The organism is Acuticoccus kandeliae (assembly GCF_003073115.1).
On sequence record NZ_QBBV01000005.1, the window covers coordinates 117,439 to 137,729 of the forward strand.

The window sequence follows — 20,291 nt, forward strand, 5'->3', positions numbered from 1 at the left end:
ACACAGCCATGCCCGACGCTCCCGCTGGGACCCGGCCCGTCGAAGAGCTCAGCTTCGAAGCCGCGATGGTCGAGCTCGAGACGATCGTCGACAAGCTCGAGAAGGGCAACGTCCCCCTGGAAGAATCGATCGCCTATTATGAGCGGGGCGAGGCGCTGAAGACGCGCTGCGACACGCTCCTCAAGAATGCCGAAATGCGGGTGGAGAAGGTGCGCCTGCGCGCCGACGGCGCGGCCGCCGGCACCGAGCCGCTCGACGGCGAGGCGCCCGACGACATCCCATTCTGACGCACCGCCTGTTCGGAACGGTGCGCGAATGCGATCCGTTTGAGGGCAAAGTCCATCGAAGGAGACCCGCCGTGACGGCGTCCACCGCCAAGGAAGACAATATCCGCGCAGGCCGCGTCGAAGGCACGCCCGTCTTCAGCACCAACGGCGAATATCTCGGCACGGTCGAGGATCTCGTCATCGGCAAGCGTGACGGCCGCGTGAAGTACGCGATCATGTCCTTCGGCGGCTTCCTCGGGATCGGCGAGGAATACCACCCCCTCCCCTGGGACATGCTGGACTATGACGAGGCCCAAAAGGGCTATGTCGTGCCGGTGACGAAGGAGCAGCTCGCCAGCGCGCCGCGATTCTCCGCCCGCGCCGAGCCCGACTGGCAGGACGAGGCCTACCATCGCGACGTCGAGGGCTTCTACGGCCAATCGCGCCGGCCCTGACCCCCGCGCCGCCGCGCGCCGGCTGAAGTGTCGCGCGCCCGCCCGGCGCAATCCCTGCGCCGGCCACCCTGGGGTTGAGCGCCCGCCAGCGGCCGTTCCCCACCGTCCCAACCCAGCCTTGATCTTTCGCGGGGTCGACAACGGCCTCCGTCCATCGTAACGCGCCCGCAACGAACCTCGATCGGTCTGGCGGTTTGCGATGGCAACGCGTTCGGTAAGCACACGGCAGGCACTCGCGCCGGTCACCGCCCTCCTCATCGGGGTGGGCCTTCTCTATCTCGGCTTCGGCCTGCAGACGACGCTGGTGCCGCTGCGCGCCGACGTCGAGGGCTTCAACCGATTCTCCATCGGCCTCCTCGGCTCCACCTATTATGCGGGCTTCGTCGCGGGCTGCATGTTCGCCCCGTTCGTCATCCTGCGCGCCGGCCACATCCGAGCCTTCGCGGCGATGGTGAGCCTCGTCTCCGCCGCCGCCCTCGCCTTCCCGCTCGTCATCGGCGAGATCGAGTGGATCGTCTTCCGCTTCGCGATCGGCTTCTGCATCTCGGGCATCCTCGTCATCGTGGAGAGCTGGCTGAACGAGAAGGCGACGAACGAGACGCGCGGCATCGTGATGAGCGCCTACGTCATCATCACGTACGTCACGATCACGATCGGTCAGCTCGGCATCACCACGATGCCGCTCACCAACTTCGCCCTCTTCTCGTTTTGCTCGATCATGCTGTCGCTCGCGGCCGTGCCCGTCGCGCTGACGCGGGCGAGCCAGCCTGTCGCGATCCCCGTGGTGCGCTTCCGCCCGCGCCTCCTCTTCACCGTCGCCCCCGCCGCCTTCGCCGGCGCCTTCATCAGCGGCGTGATGACGGGCTCGCTCTTCTCGCTCGGCGCGATCTATGCGGTCGATGTCGGCTTCACCGCGAACGAGGCGGCCTTCTTCGTCTCCGCCGCGATGCTCGGCGGCGCGCTCGGTCAATATCCGTTCGGCCGCGTCTCCGACTTCGTGGACCGCCGCCTCGTCATCCTGATCGCGGTCGGGGCGACGGCGGTGGTGGCGCTCGTCCTCACCATGTCCGCCTCTCTGCCGCAGCCGGTGCTGATCGTACTCGGCCTCGCGGTCGGCTTCACGATGCTGCCGGTCTATTCGCTCTCCGCCGCCCACGCCTTCGACTGGACGGACCCTGAGAACATGGTCGAGACGAGCGCGGCCATCATGCTCCTCTACGGCATCGGCTCTACGGCGGGCCCGCTGATCTCCGCGGCGATGATGGCGGTCGTCGGCCCCGGCGGCCTCTTCCTGATGATCGCCGTCGCCTCCGCCGCGCTCGCCGCCTTCATCGCGGTGCGCGTCATGACGCGCCAGCGGCCCGACGAGACGATGCGCAGCGACTTCGACATCTTCTCCACCGCGCCCGTCGGCGGCGCGCTGACGCCGGAGCCGATCCCAGAGGACGATCCGCTGCTGGAGACCCCGTATTTCGCCCCGAATCCCGAGCCCGTCCCCCCGTCCGGGGGCGAGGAACACGGCACGGCGGCCGGCGCGGACGCAGCGACGCACCCTCTCAACACCGCGTCCGAAACCGCCGATATGGAAGACAGCACACGAGGATGACTGCAATGAAGACGCTACGGATCGCCCTGTGGGCACTTGTTTTCGTGCTCGCGGCGATCGTCGGCGGTGTCTATGTCGGCAAGACGCTCGTGAACGAGCCGGCGATGGAGGCCTCCTCCTCGGTGGGCGCCGCCTTCATCCGCTCCCAATATGAGGGTGCCGGCGGCCCGTTCGAGCTGATCGACTACAACGGCAACCCGGTCAGCGAGGCGGACCTCGAGGGCAAGCCGCGCGCGATGTTCTTCGGCTTCACCCACTGCCCGGACGTGTGCCCGACATCGATGGTCGACGCCCATCAGTGGCTGGAGGAGCTGGGCCCGGACGCGGACAAATTGAACATCGTCTTCGTGAGCGTCGACCCGGAGCGCGACACGCCGGCGCTCCTGAAGCAATATCTCACCGCGTTCGACGAGCGGATCATCGGCCTCACCTCCGACAGCGTCGACACCGTCAAGGACGTCGCCGAGCGCTACAAGGTCCGCTTCGAGAAGGTGCCCTTCGCGAACGGCAGCTACACGATGAACCACACCGCCGACACGCTCCTCTTCGACGCGAAGGGAGACTATGCCGGCTACATTCCCTATATGCATCCGAACGTGCGGCAGAATGCCGAAATCGCCAGGAAGCAGGGGGATGCGGTGATCCAGCAGCTGAAGGATCTCGTCGGCGGATGAGCACGACCTCGGTCCTCTCCATCGGCGCGGCCGCCTTCCTCCTCGCGCTCGGGATCGTCCTGTGGTCCGAGAGCGCCGGGGCGATGTTCCGCGCCATGGTCGAGGCAGGCTATCTCATGTGCCAGTAGGCCATGCGGCTCGACCAGCTCCTCGTCGATCGCGGCCTCAGCCGGACCCGCAGCCAGGCGCGTGAAGCGATCCTGCGCGGCGCCGTCCTCGTCGATGGCGTGGTCGCGACCCGTCCCGGCCAGAAGATCGGCCCCGCCGCCGCCATCGAAGCCGAAGCCGACCCCTATGTGAGCCGCAGCGCGCACAAGCTCGCCGCCGCGCTCGACCATTTCGCCATAGACCCTGCCGACGCCGACGCGCTCGATGTGGGCGCCTCCACCGGCGGCTTCACCGAGGTGCTGCTGCGGCGCGGCGCGCGCCGCGTGATCGCGCTCGATGTCGGGCGCGATCAGCTCGATCCCTCGATCGCGAGCGACGCGCGCGTGACGGTGATGGAGGGCGTCAATGCCCGCCACATCGCACCCGACGATCTCCCGTTCGCGCCGGATTTCGTGGTCTCGGACGTGAGCTTCATCTCGCTCACCCTCGTGCTGCCCCCGGTCCTCGCGGCCACCGCGCCGCGCGCCCGTCTCGTGGCGCTCATCAAGCCGCAATTCGAGGTCGGGAAGGACCATATCGGCAAGGGCGGCATCGTGCGGGAGGATGCGCCGGTGGAGGCGGTGCTTGAGCGCGTCGCGGCGCTCGTGACGGCGGAAGGCTTCGCCGTCCTCGGCCTCATCCCGTCCCCGGTGCCCGGCGGCGACGGCAACCGCGAATTCCTGATCGCGGCCGAGCGGACGTGATGGCGCTCTCGGACGCGGAACGCGCCGCCGGCGAGGCGATCTGCAGCCTCTACGGACGCTGCGGCGGCTGCAACAGGCTCCACCTCTCCGACGAGGCCTACGCGGAGGAAAAGCGCGGCCGGGTGCGCGACGCGCTCGGCCAACGCGGTCTCGCGCCCGCCATCGAGCCGCTCCGCCGCGCTCCGCTCGCGAGCCGGCGGCGGGCGACCTTCACGGCGGTCGCGGGCACCGGCGGCGTCAAGGTCGGCTATCAGGCCGCCCGCTCGCACGAGGTGGTGGACGTCGTGACCTGCCCTGCGCTCGCGCCGGAGCTGAACGCGGCGCTCCCGGCGATCCGCAGCCTCGCCACCACGGCGGCGGGCGGCGCGGGCCGCGCGCGCCTCACGGCGACGCTCGGCTCGAACGGCATCGACGTGGCGGTCACGACGGAGGCCCCGCAGCGCCCGGTGAAGAAAGGCCGGCGGCCGACGCGGCGCGAGCGGCGCCCCTCGCCGATCCTCACAACCGACGCGCCCGCCATCATCCGCCTCAATGTGGATGGCGACCTTGCCTTCGCGCGCGAGACGCCGGTCGTGCGCTTTGACGGGGTCGACATCCCCCTCCCGCCCGCCTCCTTCCTCCAGGCGAGCCGCGAGGGGGAGGCGCACCTCATCGGCCTCGTCACCGCCGGCGCGGCGGGGACGGAAGCGCTCGCCGACTGCTTCTGCGGCCTCGGCACCTTCACCGTGCCCCTCACCCGCGTCGCCAAGGTGACGGCCATCGACGTCGACGGCCCGGCGCTCCGCGCGCTGGAGGACGGCCTCGCCCACGCCGCAGGACGGCGCGGCAGCACCATCGTGCGGCGCAACCTGATGCAGCACCCGCTCTCGGCGAAGGAGCTCGCCCAATTCGACACGGTGGTGTTCGATCCGCCCCGAGCCGGGGCGGAAGCGCTCTCGCACGCACTCGCCGCGTCCGCCGTCCCACGCGTCGTCGCCGTCTCCTGCGACCCGGACACGTTCGCGCGCGACGCCGCGATCCTCGTCGCGGGCGGTTACCTGGTCGACACGGTCGCACCCGTCGACCAATTCGTCGGCACCACACATATTGAGGCTGTCGCCGTCTTCAGGAGGCCCTCATGACGCCGATGTCCCGCGTCGTGCTGCGCACGCGCTTCAGCCTCAGCCAGGCCGCGCGCGTCGGCTGGTACGCCTCGCAGAGCTACGCCGCGACGCGCCTTGCCGCGCGCGTCGGCCCGACGCTGCCGCCGGTGCCGAAGCCGGTGATCGAGGCGCCGGCGGGCATTCCCTCCCGCGCGGTGCTGCTGCGCCACGTGCGCGCCCTCCTCGCCCGCGACCTCGAGAATGTGGAGAGCGGCCTCTACCCCTTCCCGCGCGACGAGCCGGACGGGCTGCCGGGGCTGCTCCGCCGCCGCCAGATCTATCTCGACGACCTGCCGAACATCCTGCGCCGCCGCGCGACGCAGAGCCACCAGGAGCTCGACCGCGAGGATTCCCGCCGGCCGCGCTACTACATGCAGAATTTCCACTTCCAGACCGATGGCTGGATGAGCGAGCGCTCGGCCGAGCTCTACGACACGCAGGTCGAGACCCTCTTCCTCGGCGCCGCCGCCGCGATGCGCCGGCAGGGCCTCGTGCCGATCGCGCAGATGGTGCGCGAGACCGACCAGCGCCGCATCCGCCTCCTCGACGTCGCCTCCGGCTCGGGCGCGTTCCTGCGCGACGTGCGCCGCGCCTTCCCGCGCCTCAACATCATCGCCTCGGACCTCTCCGAGCCCTACGTCGCGCGGGCCCGGAAGGCGGTCGGCCGGCGTGCCGGGTCGGGCGCGGTCGTCGCCGCCGCCGAGGGGCTCCCCTTCGCCGACGACAGCTTCGACCTCGTGTCGAACATCTACCTCTTCCACGAGCTGCCGCCGAAGGTGCGGCCGCGCGTCGCAGCCGAGATGGCCCGCGTCGTCGCCCCCGGCGGGCGAATCGTGCTCGTCGACAGCCTCCAGAGCGGCGATACGCCCGAACTCGACGGATTGCTGGAGCTTTTCCCGCAACTCTTTCACGAGCCCTACTATCGATCCTACTTGATCAGCGACATGCCTCGGGTGTTCTCTGATGCGGGGTTGGAGCTCGAATCGGTCTGGTCAGCGTTCGTGTCCAAGGTCTTCGTTTTCCGCAAAAGTGCGCGAGGCTGACGTCGCGTGCGTGTCACAACTCCACGATAAGAATCCCTGATCCGGGGGTGCCGCGCAGGCGGCAAGTGACTCGTTCATGAAAACAGTGACCAACAGGGCCCGTAAAACGGCTTTCCTGGCGTTGTCGATCGTGTGTCTGATCGTCGGTCTTCTGACGGTCTGGACCCCGCTGCCGACAGGCATTCCGCTCATCGCCATCGGCACCGTGCTCGCGGTGTCGGTCTCGTCCACCGCGCGAACGATGCTGAAATCGATGCGGCACCGTTCCGGCATCGTGGACCGCGGCCTCGTCATCGTGGAGACGAAGACGGGGCGCAACATGGCGACGATGCTGAAGCGGACGCGCCCGCTCTCGCGCAAGCTGGCGGCGAGATCCGCGCTCCAGGCCGCCAACGCCGCGCTGAAATCGCCGCGCGCCCGCCGCCTCGTCGACCCGTCAGACCCATCGGTCTGACGACCGGCGCCAGCGCGGGCCGCCAACCGCCTCCGCCCTCCGGGCGGCGCCGCACGCGTGCGCCGTTCTTCCCGGTTTCGTTGCCCCTCTTGCGTTGAAGCCGTGCGTATGAAGTCGTTTGACGGACGATCGCCGATGACGGACAAGGCGCAAGAAACGACGGAGGGAACAACGATGTCTGACGACACTATCGGCTTCGATACGCTTGCGATCCATGCCGGCGCGCAGCCCGACCCCACCACCGGCGCCCGCGCGACCCCGATCTACCAGACGACGTCCTATGTCTTCGAGAGTGTCGATCACGCCGCGTCGCTGTTCGGGCTTCAGGCCTTCGGCAACATCTACACCCGCATCGGCAACCCGACCTGCGCCGTGCTCGAAGAGCGCGTCGCCGCGCTCGAAGGCGGCACCGCCGCCCTCGCGGTCGCCTCGGGCCACGCCGCGCAGCTCCTGACGCTCCACGCCATGATGAGTCCGGGCGACGAGATCGTCGCCGCGAACAAGCTCTATGGCGGCTCGATCAACCAGTTCACGCACAGCTTCAAGAATTTCGGCTGGAATGTGAAATGGGCGGACGCGGACGATCCCTCCTCCTTCGCCGCCGCCATCACGGACAAGACGAAGGCGATCTTCTGCGAATCGATCGCCAACCCCGGCGGCGTGATCATGGACCTCGAGGCGATCGCCGCGGTCGCCAAGGACGCCAACGTCCCTCTCATCGTCGACAACACGATGGCGACGCCCTACCTCATCCGCCCGTTCGAGTTCGGGGCGGACATCGTCGTCCACTCCGCCACCAAGTTCCTCGGCGGGCACGGCAACTCGATCGCCGGCCTCATCGTCGACGGCGGCAGCTTCAACTGGGCGGGCGACAAGCGCTACCCGATGCTGTCGGAGCCGCGCCCGGAATATCAGGGCATGGTGCTCGCCGAGACGTTCGGCAACTTCGCCTTCGCGATCGCCTGCCGCGTGCTTGGGCTGCGCGATCTCGGCGCGGCCCTCTCGCCGATGAACGCCTTCCTCGTGCTCCAGGGCATCGAGACGCTGTCCCTTCGCATGCAGCGCCATTGCGAGAACACGCTCGCGGTCGCCGAATATCTCTCCAAGCACGAGAAGGTGTCGTGGGTCAGCTATCCGGGCCTTCCGGGCGACCGCTACCACACGCTCGCGCAGAAATACTGCCCGCACGGGGCGGGCGCCGTGTTCACCTTCGGCCTCAAGGGCGGGTATGACGCGGGCGTCGCGCTCGTCTCGAACCTGAAGCTCTTCTCGCACCTCGCCAATATCGGCGACACGCGCAGCCTCGTGATTCACCCCGCCTCCACCACCCACCGCCAGCTGACGGACGCGCAGAAGGTGGCGGCCGGCGCGGGGCCCGATGTCGTGCGCCTCTCGATCGGCATCGAGACGGTGGAGGACATCATCGCCGACCTCGACCAGGCGCTGGCCACCACCTGATCGGCGGACGGGCGGCCGCCGCGGGCCGCCCCTTCCCTCAGACCGCCGCGGCGGAGAGGCCGCTCGTCTCCGCCGCCGCTCCGCGCGGGCGCGCAAGGTGCGTCGCGTGCACCACCGAGACCCACAGGAGCACCGCCGCCACGAACTGGTGGAAGGCGGCAAGGTGCGGCGGCACGCGCCACACGATGACCCCGATCCCGACGGCGACCTGCGCGAAGACGAGGGCGAGGAGCGTCACCGCAAGGCCCGCCCCGCGTCCCGAGCGCACCGCCAGCACCGCGTGCCAGACGACGAGGATCGTCACGAGATAGGCGAAGACGCGGTGGTTGAACTGCACCGTGAGGTGGTTCTCGAACGCGTTGATCCACCCCGGCTCCAGCGTCCACATCCCCTCCGGAACGAGGAGCCCCTGCATCAGCGGCCAGGTGTCGGAGGCGTGCCCGGCATCGAGCCCGGCGACGAGCGCGCCGAGCGCGATCTGGAAGAGGATCGCAAACGGGATCAGCACAGCGCCGAGCCGCACCGCACCCGGTGCCGCGACGGAGCCCGCACGCCCTGCGAGGCGCACGGAGAGCCACACCGTCACCATGAGGATGATGCAGGCGAGCGTCAGGTGGGTCGCGAGGCGGTACTGGCTGACATCGACGCGGTCAACGAGGCCGGAGGCCACCATCCACCAGCCGACCGCCCCCTGCAGGCCGCCGAGCGCGAGGAGCGTGATCCCCCAGGGCTTGAACCAGTCCGGCAGGCGCCCGCGCACCCAGAAGAACACCAGCGGCACCGCGAAGACGAGGCCGATCGAGCGGGCGACGAAGCGGTGCGACCATTCCCACCAGTAGATGAACTGGAACTCGCCCATCGACATGCCGCGATTGATGAGCTGGTACTCCGGGATCTGCCGGTACATCTCGAGCGCGCGCTCCCAGGCCGCGTCCGTCATCGGCGGGATCACGCCGAGGATCGGCGCCCATTCCGTGATGGAGAGGCCGGAGTCGGTGATCCGCGTCGCGCCGCCGAGGACGAGCGTCGCGAGGACGAACAGCGCGACGACGCGCAGCCACCAGACGACCGGCATGTTGTTCTGCATGTGTTGTCTCCCGATCCGCGGCATCGCGCGGCGGCACCAGCCGGCCCCGAGATCGCGTCGTGCCGCGCCTGGCTGTGTACGACCAGGCTGACATTGCTCTAAAGGAAGGCTACTGCCTTGCCAAAGCCGGCCGCGACCGATGCGGCGGGCATGGTGTCGCGCGAGGCGTGATCGAACATGGACCCGCCGCGGCGCGCGCCACGGCGGTGTGGAGAAGAATGCACGTCCGCGTCAAGAAACTGATCGGCACAGGCCTCACGCTGGTCTTTCTGATCGTCTACTGCTTCCTGGCGATGCTGCTCGCCGCGATCCTGCTGCCGGGAACGAGCGGCATCGCGCAGCTTGCCTATTTCGCGGTCGCGGGCCTGTTGTGGATCGTCCCGGTCGGCGCGCTGATCGCCTGGATGCAGCGCCCGTCCTGACCCGCACGGCCGCGCGCGCTATCCTTCCCGGCGCACAGAAGGGAGCCGCCCGATGACAGTCCGCCTCCGCGCCGTCCTCCTCCCCGCCGCCCTCGCGCTCGCTTGGACAGACGGGGCCGCCGCGGCGGACGCCCGTTGCTTCAACAGCGATGACGGCACATATGCATGTCGGTTCGAGCCATTCGGCGGTGACGGGAGCTTCACCATTTCCGCGCCGATGCGCCCGAGCTACACCATCCTGATGGCCGGTCGCGGGGTCGCTGAGGGCTTTGCCAATTATGGCGAGCGCAACATTCCCCTCCCCGGCCCGTTTTTCAGGTCCGCCGCCGATCGCGCCTGCTGGGAATCCGACAGCACCGGCTTCACGATCTGCGCGTACTGAGACGACGACGACGCGCGAGAAGAACAATGGCCAAGCCGAACAATCCTGACCCGAATTCCCGCACGGTCGCCGAGAACCGGAGGGCCCGGTTCAACTACGAGATCCTCGACACGTTCGAGGCGGGCATCCAGCTCCACGGGACCGAGGTGAAGTCGCTCCGCCAGGGGCGGTCGAACATCGCCGAGTCCTATGCCGGCGCGTCGGGCGACGAGCTGTGGCTCTACAACGCCTATGTGCCGGAATATCTGGAGGCGGGGCGCTTCAATCACGAGACGAAGCGGCCGCGCAAGCTGCTGATGCACCGGCGTGAACTGAACAAGCTGACCGCCGCGGTCTCGCAGGAGGGGCTGACGCTCGTCCCGCTGCGGATCTATTTCAACGCGCGCGGCATCGCCAAGGTGCTGATCGGCCTCGCGCGGGGCAAGAAGACCCACGACAAGCGCGAGACCGAGAAGAAGCGCGACTGGCAGCGCGACAAGGCCCGCCTCCTGCGCGAGCGGGGTTGAGCGTGAGCGCCGACCCCGCCGCTCCGGGCGAGGCGCCGGTGGGCGGCGCCGCGCCGAGCCCGCCCGAGCCCTTCCCCTTCCCGACCTTCGAGGATGTGGCGGGGAAGCCGCCGCTCGTGATCCTGACCGGCGCGACGGGCGGCATCGGCCTCGCCCTTGCCGAGCGGATCGCGCGGCCGGGGCTTCATGTCGCCCTCGTCGGGCGCGACCCGGACGGGCTCCAGCGCGCGGCGGCGGCGGTGGAGGCGCGCGGCGGGCGGCCGGTGACGAGCCGTCTCGACATCACGACCGCCGCGTTCGACCACTGGGTCGAGGCCGCCGCCGAGCGCTTCACGCTGTCGGCCTTCTACGCCAATGCCGGCCTCTCCGCAGGCCCCCGCTCGCCGCGCGAACTGGAGAGCGCGGCCGACACCGAGCGCCTCGTGCGCACGAACCTTTTCGGCACGATCACCAGCGTGCGCGCAGTGGTGGAGCGGATGCGCGCCCAGTCGCGCGCGCCGAGCCCGATGCGCCATGTCGGCATCATCGCCTCGGTCGCGGGGCTCCTGCCGACGCCGGACCTTGCCGTCTACAGCGCCACGAAGGCTGGCCTCATCGCCTACGCGCATGGGGTGCGGCCGCGCCTGAAGCGCAACGGCATCTCGATGAGCGTCGTCTGCCCCGGCTTCGTGACGAGCCCGATGTCGGCCCGACACCACGGCGCGAAGCCGTTCGAGGTGAGCGCCGAGAAGGCCGCGCGCACGATCGTGAAGGCGGTCGAGGCCGGGCGGCGCACGACGATCTTCCCCCTCCCGTTCGCGCTGATGGCCTATCTCGCCCCCCTCGGCCCCGGCTTCCTGATCGACGCGCTGGTCCCGACCTTCCACGCCGATATCGAGCCCGACCCGCGCGTCGAGCCTCCCTTCACGCCGCGCCTCGACAAGCCGCGCCCGGACGAAGCCTGAAGCGGCCGCGCCACCCGCAGGTCCGCGCCGGACGCCCAAACGAAACAAGCCGCGCCCATCCGAGCGCGGCTTGTTTCGTTTTGATTGAACCGCCGGTGGCGGCCCGCCGCTTCGTCAGCGGCTGAGGCTGTCGGCGAGCTGCTTCAGGCCCTCGCCGTCGCTCAGCGTGCGCTGCAGGCACTCGGCCGTGATCGCGACGGCGGTGTCGATGTCCTCGGGGGAGTGCGTGGAGTTGATGAAGAAGCGCAGGCGCGCCGCCTTCTCCGGCACCGCCGGGTAGATGATCGGCTGCACGTTGACGCCGCGCTCGGCGAGGCGGTGCGAGACGACGGCGGCGAGGATGCTGTCCCCGATGATCACCGGCGTCACCGCGAGGCCCTCGCTGGTGCCGGTGTCGAGGCCGGCGGCCTTGGCCGCGGCAAGGAAGTGCTTGCCGTTCTCGACGAGCTTCGCGACACGCTCCGGCTCCGCCTCAAGCACGCGCAGCGAGGCGAGCGCGGCGGCCGCCGTCGCCGGCGCCATGCCGACGGAGAAGACGAAACCCGGCGCCGTCGCCTTCAGATATTCCACGAGCGCCGAGGAGCCCGCGATGAAGCCGCCGCACGAGCAGAGCGTCTTCGACAGCGTCCCCATCCAGATCTCGACCGCGTTCGGGTCGACCCCGTCACGCTCCGCGAGCCCGCGCCCGGTCTGGCCGAGCACGCCGAGCGCATGCGCCTCGTCGACGAGGAGCCAGGCGTCGTGGCGGTTCTTGAGGCGGACGAGGCGGCCGAGCGGCGGCGCGTCGCCGTCCATCGAGTAGAGCCCTTCGACCGCGATGAGGACGCGGTTGAAGCTGTGGCGGTTGGCCGTCAGCAGCTCTTCCAGATGGTCGAGATCGTTGTGGCGGAAGGTGAGGCGCGTCGCGCCCGCGAGCCGCACGCCCTCGACGATCGAATTGTGGATGAAGGCGTCGGTGAGGACGAGGTCCTTCGGGCCGAGGAGCTGGCCGATCGTGGTGACGTTGGTGGCGTGGCCGGAGACCATCACCACGGCATCGTCGACGCCGAGAAATTTCGCGATCTCCTGCTCGAGCTCGCGGTGGAAGGGGCGCTCGCCGGAGACGACGCGGCTCGCCGAGACGGACGTGCCGAAATGGTCCATCGCCTCGCGCGCGGCGGCGTTGACGCGCGGATCGCCGTTGAGGCCGCAATAGTCGTAGGAGGAGAAGTTGATCATCTCCCGCCCGCCGATGATCGTGTGGGCGGCGGCGCGCGTCTCGTGCGGCCGGAAGAACGGGTTCTCGATCTTCAGAAGGTCGGCGGCGACGCGCTGGATCTTCAGCTCGCGCACCTCGTCGAGCGTCGAGAAGTCGAACGCCGTCGTATGCGTGCGGCGCTCGGCCTCCTGCGGGACGATGCGGTCGAAGCGGCGTTCCAGCCCGGCCTTGCGCGATGCTCTTGCCGCCGCCAGGAGCTGGTCCTTGGCGACATCCTTCAGCGCGCCGATGCCACGCTTCTTCATATGATGGTCCTCATGCCCGCGGTCTTCTCACGGACGGCGGATTGCAGCTCGCCGAGCTGGTCGATGCCCTGCGCGTCGGCGCCGACATGGCGCGACATCAGGGCCTCCGCGACCTCGTCGGGCTCGGCCTCCTCGCCGCCGCGGCCACGCTGGACCACCTTGCGGGCGAGGTCGCTGAGCGTCGCACCGGCCGCGAGCGACATCAAGGGGATGTCGATGCCGAGGCGCTGCTCGGCTGCCATGCGCAATTCGACGCCCATCAGCGAGTCCATGCCGAGCGCGGTGAGCGGCTTGTGGACGTCCACCTCCGCGGCCGGGAGCTTCAGGATGCGCGAGATCTCGCCGGAGAGGAGCTTCGTAACCTCGGCCATTGCTTCCGAATCGGTGAGGCCCTTGAGGCGCTTGGCGAGATCGATCGTCCCCGCCTCGTCGCCATTGTCGGACGCCTCGTCGGCGAGATCCTCGAAGGTCGGCGTCGCGGCGAGCAAGAGGTCCTTGCGCGCGGCCATCCAGTCGACCTTGCCGATCATGCGCATCGCGGGACCGGAGGTCATCGCGCCGGCCTCGATCAGCGCCTTCAGCTTGGCGAGGCCTTCCGCCGCGGTGATCGCGTGGCGGCCGAGCTTGCGCTGGAGGAGCTCGTTCGTGCGCATGTCGCGGGCGAGAACGCCACGATCGGCGATCGCGCCCCAGGCGATGGCGAGCGCGGGCTTGCCCTCGGCCCGGCGGCGGCGCGCCACGGCCTCGAGATAGGCGTTCGCGGCGACATAGTTCGCCTGGCCCGGATTGCCGAGCTGCACCGTGATCGAGGAATAGACCACGAAGAGGTCGAGCGGGACGTTGGCCGTCGCCGCCTCGAGGGCGATGACGCCCGCGATCTTCGGGTTCAGCACCGTGCGGTAGCGGTCGGCGTCGAGCGAGGAGATCAGCGCGTCGTCGAGCACCATCGCCATGTGGAAGACGCCGCCGAGCGGGCGCGTCCCGGTGATGGACTGGACGAGGGCGCGCACCGCCTCGGGATCCGTCACGTCGAGCGGGGCGATCTCGATCTCGACACCGTTCGCGCGGTGCGCCTCGATCGCCTCGGCGACCGCCTCGTCCTTGACGCCGGAGCGGCTCGCGAGGACGAGATGGCGCGCGCCCTCCCCGATCAGCCACTCGGCCGTCGCGAAGGCGAAGCCGGAGGTGCCGCCGACGAGGAGATAGGCCTTCTCCGCCTCGATCGCCGGGGCGGGCACCGCCGCCGGCGCGGACGCGGGCTCGGGCGCCGTCACGATGATCTTGCCGATATGCCCGGCGTGCTGCATCAGGCGGAACGCGTCGCGCACGCCCTCCGGCGTGAAGCGGCGATAGGGCAGCGGGGTGAAGTCGCCGGTCTCGAAGAGGCCGATGATCTCGGTCAGGAGGCGCTTGGCGAGCTTCGGCCGGTGCTTCATCAGCTGGTCGGCGTCGATGCCGAAATAGCTGAGATTCTGGCGGAACGGCCGCAGGCCGAGCTTGGTGTCGGCGTAGAAGTCGCGCTTGCCGAGCTCCAGGAAGCGGCCGAACGGCTTCAGCGTCGCGATCGAGCGCTCCATCGCCTCGCCCGCGAGCGAGTTGAGGACCACGTCGACGCCCTCCCCGCCGGTCGCCTTCATGGCATCGTCGGCGAAGGTGAGCGAGCGCGAATCGAAGACCTCGTCCGCGCCGAGCTGCTCCAGGAGCGCCCGCTTCTCGGTCGTGCCCGCCGTCGCGAAGACGCGCGCGCCACGCCACTTGGCGATCTGGAGCGCCGCGAGGCCGACACCGCCGGCGCCGCCATGGATGAGGACGGTCTCGCCCTCCTCCAGCCCGCCGAGCGAGATCAGCGCATAATAGGCCGTGAGGAACGCGACCGGGATCGTCGACGCGGAGGGCGCGTCGAGCATCGCGGGCCGGCGCGCCACCGCCCCGGCATGAACCGTGACGTGGGAGGCGAAGCAGGCCGGCGCGAAGGCGATGACCGCGTCGCCGGGGGCGAAGTCCGTAACGCCCTCGCCCACCGCCTCGATCACGCCGGCGCATTCCATGCCGAGCGTCGGGCCGGCGAAGCCGTCCTGCAGCGCCTCATGCGGCAGCAGGCCGAGCGTCCACATGACGTCACGGAAGTTGAGGCCGGTCGCCTCGACGCGCATCCGCACGTCGCCCGGCGCGAGCGCCGGGTTGGAGCGGGTCTGCCACTCCAGGTGATCGATCGAGCCGCGGCGCGGGATCGCGAGGATCGTGGCATCGCCCGCGTGGGCCTTCGCCGGCGCGGCCGGGACGTAGCGCATCGCGGCGCGATTGTCGCTGGAGAGGACGATCTCGCGCTCCGCGTTCGGCTCGGCGAGCTCGGCGAAGATGCGCACCGCCGCCTCGCTGGCGTCGAAGCTGTGCGCGACGTCGACGATGCGCATGTCGAGGTGCGGGAACTCGTTGGCGGCGACGCGGCAGAAGGCGGAGAGCGCGGCAGCGGCCGGCCGCACCTCGTTCGCGCCGTCGACCTGGGCGCCGAACGTCACCATCGTGACGGACCGGGCCTCCTCGCCGAGCGCCATCAGGAAGGCGCCGAGGGCGGCGAGATCGTCGGACAGGCGGGCGGGGTCGGCCTCGTCGATGGCGACGAGGACGGGGCCCTCGGGCGCTGCCGAGAGGTCGTGCACGTCGGGCCGCTCGGGCACCATTGCGCTCAGCGCGACGCACATCTTGCGCGCGGCCTCGCCGACGGCGTGGAGGGACGGCAGGTCGAACTTGATCTCGACCGGGTTCGTCGCCCCGCGCATGGCCGCGATCATCAGCGCGTCGGTGTCGGTGGAGGCGAGCGGGGCGATCTTCGTCGCCTCGAAGCCGTTGTCGCTGAGGGCGGACGGCCATTCGTCGGCGCCGATCAGGCGGCCGACCGGGTTCTCCGCGTCGGAGGAGCCGGCCCACCAGTCGCCCTGGAGGCCGCCGACCGCGTCGGCGAAGAGGGACGGGGCGAAGGCGCCCGCGATCAGCGCGCCGCCCGGCTTCACGAGGGACGCGAGGGCGCTGAAATCGTGCGCGCCGAGGACCGGCGGCAGGACGATCGCGTCGAACGGGTGGCCGCCGGTGCCGAGATCGGCGAAGGCGGTGACCTCGACGCCGACCGTCTTCTCCCAGACGAGGCGGGCGCGCTCGAGCACGGCGTCGCTGCGATCGCTGATGACGAGGCGGGTTGTCGCCGGATCGATCAGCGCCGAAAGCTGGCGCAGGAAGGTGATGTTTGCCGCGCCGAGGACGCAGAGGCGCACCCCGCACCCCTTGCTGGTCGCGAGCATCGCGCGCGTCGCCTCGACGAGGGCGCCGAAGATCGGGGCCGCGAGCGGGCCGTCATTGACGAGCTGCGCCATCAGCGCGTCCGCGAGCGGACGGCTCGAGGCGGGGAGCCCGTCATGGAAGGCGGTGGCGAGCCAGCCCGGCATCGCGGCGAGGACGGCGGCCTCGGCAAGACGCTCCGGATGCTCGGCGATGAGGAGCGAGACGACGTCCGACACCTCGATCGCGTCGCCATGGACGGTCCAGCGGCCGTCCGCCTCCTCGGCGTTGCCTGAGGCCTCGAGCGCCATAAGGATGCGCGAGACGAGCGGCAGCGCGTTCGCGGCGAGCCGGCCGCCCGCCGCGAGATCGGCAAGGCGCGCGGGCTGGCCGAGGAGCGGGCGCAGCGCCTCTGCAGCGGCGGCCTGGACGCCGGCCTCGATGAGGAGCGCGGTCTCGGACGGCTCGACGCCGTCATCGGCGAGGAGCGCGGCCGGCAGCTTCGCCTCGACCGTCGCCTGCTCGGTCGCGCGGGTGATGCGCTTCAGGAGCGGGGCGGCGATGATCGTGTCGGCGCGGGCGTTGCGGCCGAGCGGGACCGCCTGGAAGCGGACCGCCGTCGCCGAGGCGACGAGCTCGCCCTCCGCGTCGCGCAGCACGAAATCCGCCTCGACGATGCCTTCGGTCGGCAGGCGCACGATGATGTCCGCCTCGATCGGCGCGCGGGCATCCTCGGCGAGGATGAGGCGGCCGAGACGGATCGGGAGGACCGCCGAGTCGCTTTCCAGCATCCGGTCCGCGAGGAACGCGAAGAGGGCGTGGAAGCAGGAATCGAAGAGGGTCGGGTCGAGCGCGAAATCGTAGCGCGCGGTGGCCGGATCGGCGGCGGCGAGGCGCACGTGCGCCCGCTCCTCGTCGATCAGCGTCACGAGGTTCGCGCGGCGGAAGACCGGCCCGTAGGGAAGCCCGAAGACCGTCGTCATCTCGTAGAGATGGGCGGCGGGGACCGTGGTCGCGCCTTCGGGGCGCGCGAACGGCTCCGCGCCGATCGGCCCGGACGGCGCGCGGCCGACGGTCGCCTTCACGTGCGGCGTCCACCCGTCCTCGCTGAGGCGCGTGCGGCTCTCGATCATGAAGGTCGAGGGCGACACCTCGCGCGTGCGCACCTCGCGCTCCGACTCCCCGTCGAAGACGAGGGGGGCGAAGATGTCGAGATCGCGCACCTCGACCGGGTGGCCGGGATGGAGGAGCCGGCCCGCGGCGAGCAGCATCTCGGCAAAGCCGGCGGCCGGGAAGACCACGGCCGCCTCGACCTTGTGGTCGCCGAGGAAGGGCAGCCGCTTGTGGTCGAGCGCGATGCGCCACTCGTGATCGTCGGACCGCAGGCGCTCGCCGAGGAGCGCGTGCTCGCGCCGCCGGTCGAGATGGATGCGCTCCACCGTCTCCGGAATGCGGAAATCGTCGTGCTGCCAGGCATAGTTCGGCAGAAGGTCGGGCGAGGCCGATTTCGGGCCGAAGAGCAGCGCGTCGTCGACGAGCGCGCCGTTCGCGAGCGCCGTGCGCACGACGGTGCCGACCGGGTCGGTGCCCGTGTCGTTCTGGCGGAAGGACGGGAGGACGACGGCCTTCACGTCCGACCCGCGCGCAGCGTCGTTGACGTAGGCGGTCAGCACCGGGCGGGGCCCGATCTCGACGAAGAGGCGGTGATTGGCGAGGGCGGCGACGATCGCGTCGGCGAAATGCACCGGCTGGCGGACATTGTGCCACCAATATTCGCCGTCGAGCTCCTCACCGTCGACGAGCGCGCCAGTGACCGTGGAGATCATCGGCAGCTTCGTCGCGCGCGGCTGGATCGCCTCCAGCGAGGCGAGCAGCGGGTCGCGGATCGGCTCGACGAGCGCGCAGTGGAACGGATAGTCGAGGTCGAGGCGCTTCACGGCCCAGCGCTTGGCGCGCGCGGCCTTCGCGAAGGCGGCGAGCGTCTCGCCCGGCCCGGAGATCGTGACCGAGCGGCTCGAATTGATCGCGGCGAGCTCCAGGCCCTGATAGGGCGCGATCGCGGCTTCGGCCTCGGCCGCGGGCAGGAGCAGCGCGGCCATCCCGCCGAGATGGCGCGTGACCTCCTGGTGGGTCGAGCGGGCGTGGATCACGCGCACCGCGTCGGAGAGGCTGAGCGCGCCGCTCGCCCATGCGGCGGCGACCTCGCCCACCGAGTGGCCGACGACGAGCGCGGGCGAGAGGCCCTGCTTGTCGAGCGCCTCGGTCATGGCGACCTGGAGGGCGAAGAGGAGCGGCTGCGCGATCTCGGTCCGCTCGATCTCGGTCTCGAGATCCTCGGAGAAGAGCATCGTGACGAGCGACCAGCCCGCCACCGACATGAAGAGGCGGTCCGTCCGGTCGAAGGAGAGGCGGAAATCCGTGTCGCCCTGGTAGGCGGTGCGGCCCATGCCGGCCCACTGGGAGCCGTTGCCGGAATAGCAGAAGACGGGCTTTTGCGGCGTCACCGCGGCCTCGCCCACGATGGCGAGCGGGTGGTCGCGCCCGGCCTCGATCGCGCGCAGCGCCTCGGCCATCTCCTTGGCGGGGGCGGCGGCGATCACTGCGCGGTGCGCGAGGCGCTGGCGGCGGTGGGCGGCGGCGTTGGCGTAGCGGCCGGCATCGCCCGCCGCCTCGAACGCGGCGGAGCTTTCGCCCGCGAGGCGCTGGAGGCTCGGCTTGCAGGCGGCGCTGACGACGAGCGGTGCGGCGCGCGAGGGCGCGGCCGCGGCGGCAGGCGCCGGCTCACCGTCGGCGATCACGACGTGCGCGTTGGCGCCGCCGAAGCCGAAGGAATTGATGCCCGCGAGGCGGAGCGCGTCGCTCGCGGAGAGCGGCCGCTGCTGGCCCGCCACCTCGATGTTGAGCTCCTGGAAGCGGATGTCGGGGTTCGGCGTCTCGAAGAAGAGCGAGGCCGGGAGAGTGTTTTTCTCCAGCGCGAGCTGCGACTTCAATACGCCGACGAGGCCGGAGGCGGGCTCCAGGTGGCCGAAATTGGTCTTCACCGAGCCGATCACGAGCGGACGCTCGCGGCGCACGCCGAGAACACGGCCGATCGCCTCGGTCTCGATCGGGTCGCCGACGCGGGTGCCCGTGCCGTGCGCCTCGACGAAGGCGAGGCGGTTGGGATCGATTTCCGCCGAATCGTAGACCTTGCGCAGCAGCGCCTCCTGCGCCGCCATCGAGGGCAGCGAGAGGCCGGCCGTGCGCCCGTCGGCGTTGATGCCGGAGGCGAGGAAGCGCGCGCGGATCGGGTCTTTGTTCTCGCGCGCGACGCTCTCGGCGCGCAGGACGAGCGCAACCGCGCCCTCGGAGCGGACATAGCCGTCCGCGCCGGCGTCGAACGCGCGGCAGCGGCCGTTCGCCGACAGCATCGAGGCGCGCGAGAAGCCGATGAAGGGGACGGGGTGGAGGAGCATCGACACGCCGCCGACGATGGCGGTGTCGATCCGCCCGGAGCGGATGTCCTCGATCGCGTGGTGGAGCGCGATCAGCGAGGAGGAGCACGCCGTGTCGACGACATAGCTCGGCCCGCGCAGGTCGAAGATATAGGAGAGGCGGTTCGCGATGATCGACAGCGTGTTGCCGGTCATCGATTGCGGCTCGATGGCGGCGGTGTCGATCTGGGCGTGGGTGCCGTAGTCGAGCGAGGACGCGCCGACATAGACGCCGACCTCCTCGCCCGCGAGCGAATCGGCGGGGATGCCGGCATTCTCCAGCGCCTCGACCGCGACCTCCAGGAGGACGCGCTGCTGCGGGTCCATCGCGGTGGCTTCGCGCGGGGAGATGCCGAAATAGAACGGATCGAAGGCGAACGGGCGCTCGAGCTGGCCGGCCGCGAAGGTCACGGCGCGGCCCGGCCGGTTGCGGTCCGGATGGCGGTGCTGCTCGGTACCGAAGCGCGACTGATCGAGCTCGGTGATCGTACACCGCCCGTTGATCAGCACATCCCAAAACGCATCGAGACCATGTGCCGACGGTAGACGGCAGGCCGAGCCAACAAGCGCGACCTTCGAGACGGACACGGTCATACGCACGTTCCTCTAGTCCGACCGACGAGACTTGACGGGGGCTTGATGCTCACCCGCAGGTGGCACGGTGCCGGTCGCCCGCGCTGCCCGGTCAGGGGATGGTCAGCGCAAGGCCGTAGACGCATAGGGGATTGCCTTTTGCGCTGCAAGAACACCTC

The 20,291-nt window shown here is 70.3% G+C and carries 17 protein-coding genes; 14 read left to right on the plus strand and 3 right to left on the minus strand.

Annotated features, from left to right (window positions below; all coding sequences use genetic code 11):
* The first annotated feature begins 8 nt into the window (after positions 1–8).
* The 10 genes from DBV35_RS27380 to DBV35_RS27420 all read left to right on the plus strand — a co-directional run bounded on the left by DBV35_RS27380 (position 9) and on the right by DBV35_RS27420 (position 7,949).
* Entirely contained in the window at positions 9–287 is a 279-nt protein-coding gene (locus DBV35_RS27380; protein ID WP_108663599.1) for an exodeoxyribonuclease VII small subunit, read from the plus strand.
* A gap of 71 nt (positions 288–358) precedes the next feature.
* Positions 359–721: a PRC-barrel domain-containing protein gene (locus DBV35_RS27385; protein ID WP_108663600.1), complete on the plus strand. Its 363-nt coding sequence runs from the start codon at positions 359–361 to the stop codon at positions 719–721.
* A 199-nt stretch (positions 722–920) separates the two neighbouring features.
* Positions 921–2,327, plus strand: a complete 1,407-nt coding sequence (locus DBV35_RS27390; protein WP_108663601.1) for an MFS transporter — start codon at positions 921–923, stop codon at positions 2,325–2,327.
* Between the two features lie 5 nt (positions 2,328–2,332).
* Entirely contained in the window at positions 2,333–3,001 is a 669-nt protein-coding gene (locus DBV35_RS27395) for an SCO family protein (RefSeq protein ID WP_157962012.1), read from the plus strand.
* Complete coding sequence (locus tag DBV35_RS31340) at positions 2,998–3,129, plus strand: hypothetical protein (protein ID WP_281262254.1); 132 nt, start codon at positions 2,998–3,000, stop codon at positions 3,127–3,129. Before DBV35_RS27395 ends, DBV35_RS31340 begins: the two co-directional genes overlap by 4 nt.
* 3 nt (positions 3,130–3,132) lie before the next feature.
* Positions 3,133–3,852: a TlyA family RNA methyltransferase gene (locus DBV35_RS27400; RefSeq protein WP_108663603.1), complete on the plus strand. Its 720-nt coding sequence runs from the start codon at positions 3,133–3,135 to the stop codon at positions 3,850–3,852.
* Positions 3,852–4,973 (plus strand): class I SAM-dependent RNA methyltransferase, encoded by a 1,122-nt coding sequence (locus tag DBV35_RS27405; RefSeq protein ID WP_108663604.1) that lies wholly within the window; start codon positions 3,852–3,854, stop codon positions 4,971–4,973. The genes DBV35_RS27400 and DBV35_RS27405 overlap by 1 nt, the downstream gene beginning before the upstream one ends.
* Positions 4,970–6,037: a class I SAM-dependent methyltransferase gene (locus DBV35_RS27410; protein WP_108663605.1), complete on the plus strand. Its 1,068-nt coding sequence runs from the start codon at positions 4,970–4,972 to the stop codon at positions 6,035–6,037. Before DBV35_RS27405 ends, DBV35_RS27410 begins: the two co-directional genes overlap by 4 nt.
* Before the next feature lie 130 nt (positions 6,038–6,167).
* A complete protein-coding gene (locus DBV35_RS27415; RefSeq protein ID WP_170135054.1) occupies positions 6,168–6,491 on the plus strand; it encodes a hypothetical protein in 324 nt (107 codons plus the stop codon).
* A gap of 174 nt (positions 6,492–6,665) precedes the next feature.
* Positions 6,666–7,949: an O-acetylhomoserine aminocarboxypropyltransferase gene (locus tag DBV35_RS27420; protein ID WP_108663708.1), complete on the plus strand. Its 1,284-nt coding sequence runs from the start codon at positions 6,666–6,668 to the stop codon at positions 7,947–7,949.
* Positions 7,950–7,986: 37 nt separating this feature from the next.
* Here the strand turns inward: DBV35_RS27420 and DBV35_RS27425 are convergent, their stop codons facing one another.
* Complete coding sequence (locus DBV35_RS27425; RefSeq protein WP_205648909.1) at positions 7,987–9,036, minus strand: COX15/CtaA family protein; 1,050 nt, start codon at positions 9,034–9,036, stop codon at positions 7,987–7,989.
* Between the two features lie 59 nt (positions 9,037–9,095).
* Here DBV35_RS27425 and DBV35_RS30395 point away from each other — a divergent pair, with 59 nt between their 5' ends.
* From DBV35_RS30395 to DBV35_RS27445, 4 genes are read left to right on the plus strand one after another with little or no spacing between them, the layout of a single operon-like run.
* A complete protein-coding gene (locus DBV35_RS30395) occupies positions 9,096–9,458 on the plus strand; it encodes a DUF2842 domain-containing protein (protein ID WP_157962013.1) in 363 nt (120 codons plus the stop codon).
* A gap of 52 nt (positions 9,459–9,510) precedes the next feature.
* The gene (locus DBV35_RS27435; protein WP_108663609.1) at positions 9,511–9,840 is read left to right on the plus strand and encodes a hypothetical protein; all 330 of its coding nucleotides are present in this window, start codon (positions 9,511–9,513) and stop codon (positions 9,838–9,840) included.
* 26 nt (positions 9,841–9,866) lie between these two features.
* Entirely contained in the window at positions 9,867–10,346 is a 480-nt protein-coding gene (gene smpB / locus DBV35_RS27440) for an SsrA-binding protein SmpB (protein WP_108663610.1), read from the plus strand.
* Between the two features lie 2 nt (positions 10,347–10,348).
* Positions 10,349–11,290, plus strand: a complete 942-nt coding sequence (locus tag DBV35_RS27445) for an SDR family NAD(P)-dependent oxidoreductase (RefSeq protein ID WP_157962014.1) — start codon at positions 10,349–10,351, stop codon at positions 11,288–11,290.
* Between the two features lie 114 nt (positions 11,291–11,404).
* Here the strand turns inward: DBV35_RS27445 and DBV35_RS27450 are convergent, their stop codons facing one another.
* Both DBV35_RS27450 and DBV35_RS27455 read right to left on the minus strand, forming a co-directional pair.
* Positions 11,405–12,793 carry an aminotransferase class I/II-fold pyridoxal phosphate-dependent enzyme gene (locus DBV35_RS27450; RefSeq protein WP_108663612.1) on the minus strand — a complete coding sequence of 463 codons (1,389 nt, stop codon included), beginning with the start codon at positions 12,791–12,793 and terminating at the stop codon, positions 11,405–11,407.
* On the minus strand, positions 12,790–20,133 hold the full coding sequence (locus DBV35_RS27455) for a type I polyketide synthase (protein ID WP_108663613.1): 7,344 nt from the start codon (positions 20,131–20,133) through the stop codon (positions 12,790–12,792). Before DBV35_RS27455 ends, DBV35_RS27450 begins: the two co-directional genes overlap by 4 nt.
* Between the last annotated feature and the right edge of the window lie 158 nt (positions 20,134–20,291).

Bases quoted from the DNA above. Each gene is read 5' to 3' on its own strand.
- DBV35_RS27425 (WP_205648909.1), bottom strand. From the start codon at position 9,036: ATGCAGAACAACATGCCGGTCGTCTGGTGGCTGCGCGTCGTCGCGCTG.
- DBV35_RS27380 (WP_108663599.1), top strand. From the start codon at position 9: ATGCCCGACGCTCCCGCTGGGACCCGGCCCGTCGAAGAGCTCAGCTTC.
- DBV35_RS27410 (WP_108663605.1), top strand. From the start codon at position 4,970: ATGACGCCGATGTCCCGCGTCGTGCTGCGCACGCGCTTCAGCCTCAGC.
- DBV35_RS27395 (WP_157962012.1), top strand. From the start codon at position 2,333: ATGAAGACGCTACGGATCGCCCTGTGGGCACTTGTTTTCGTGCTCGCG.
- DBV35_RS27405 (WP_108663604.1), top strand. From the start codon at position 3,852: ATGGCGCTCTCGGACGCGGAACGCGCCGCCGGCGAGGCGATCTGCAGC.
- DBV35_RS27420 (WP_108663708.1), top strand. From the start codon at position 6,666: ATGTCTGACGACACTATCGGCTTCGATACGCTTGCGATCCATGCCGGC.
- DBV35_RS27455 (WP_108663613.1), bottom strand. From the start codon at position 20,133: ATGACCGTGTCCGTCTCGAAGGTCGCGCTTGTTGGCTCGGCCTGCCGT.
- DBV35_RS27390 (WP_108663601.1), top strand. From the start codon at position 921: ATGGCAACGCGTTCGGTAAGCACACGGCAGGCACTCGCGCCGGTCACC.
- smpB (WP_108663610.1), top strand. From the start codon at position 9,867: ATGGCCAAGCCGAACAATCCTGACCCGAATTCCCGCACGGTCGCCGAG.
- DBV35_RS27435 (WP_108663609.1), top strand. From the start codon at position 9,511: ATGACAGTCCGCCTCCGCGCCGTCCTCCTCCCCGCCGCCCTCGCGCTC.
- DBV35_RS27450 (WP_108663612.1), bottom strand. From the start codon at position 12,793: ATGAAGAAGCGTGGCATCGGCGCGCTGAAGGATGTCGCCAAGGACCAG.
- DBV35_RS31340 (WP_281262254.1), top strand. From the start codon at position 2,998: ATGAGCACGACCTCGGTCCTCTCCATCGGCGCGGCCGCCTTCCTCCTC.
- DBV35_RS27400 (WP_108663603.1), top strand. From the start codon at position 3,133: ATGCGGCTCGACCAGCTCCTCGTCGATCGCGGCCTCAGCCGGACCCGC.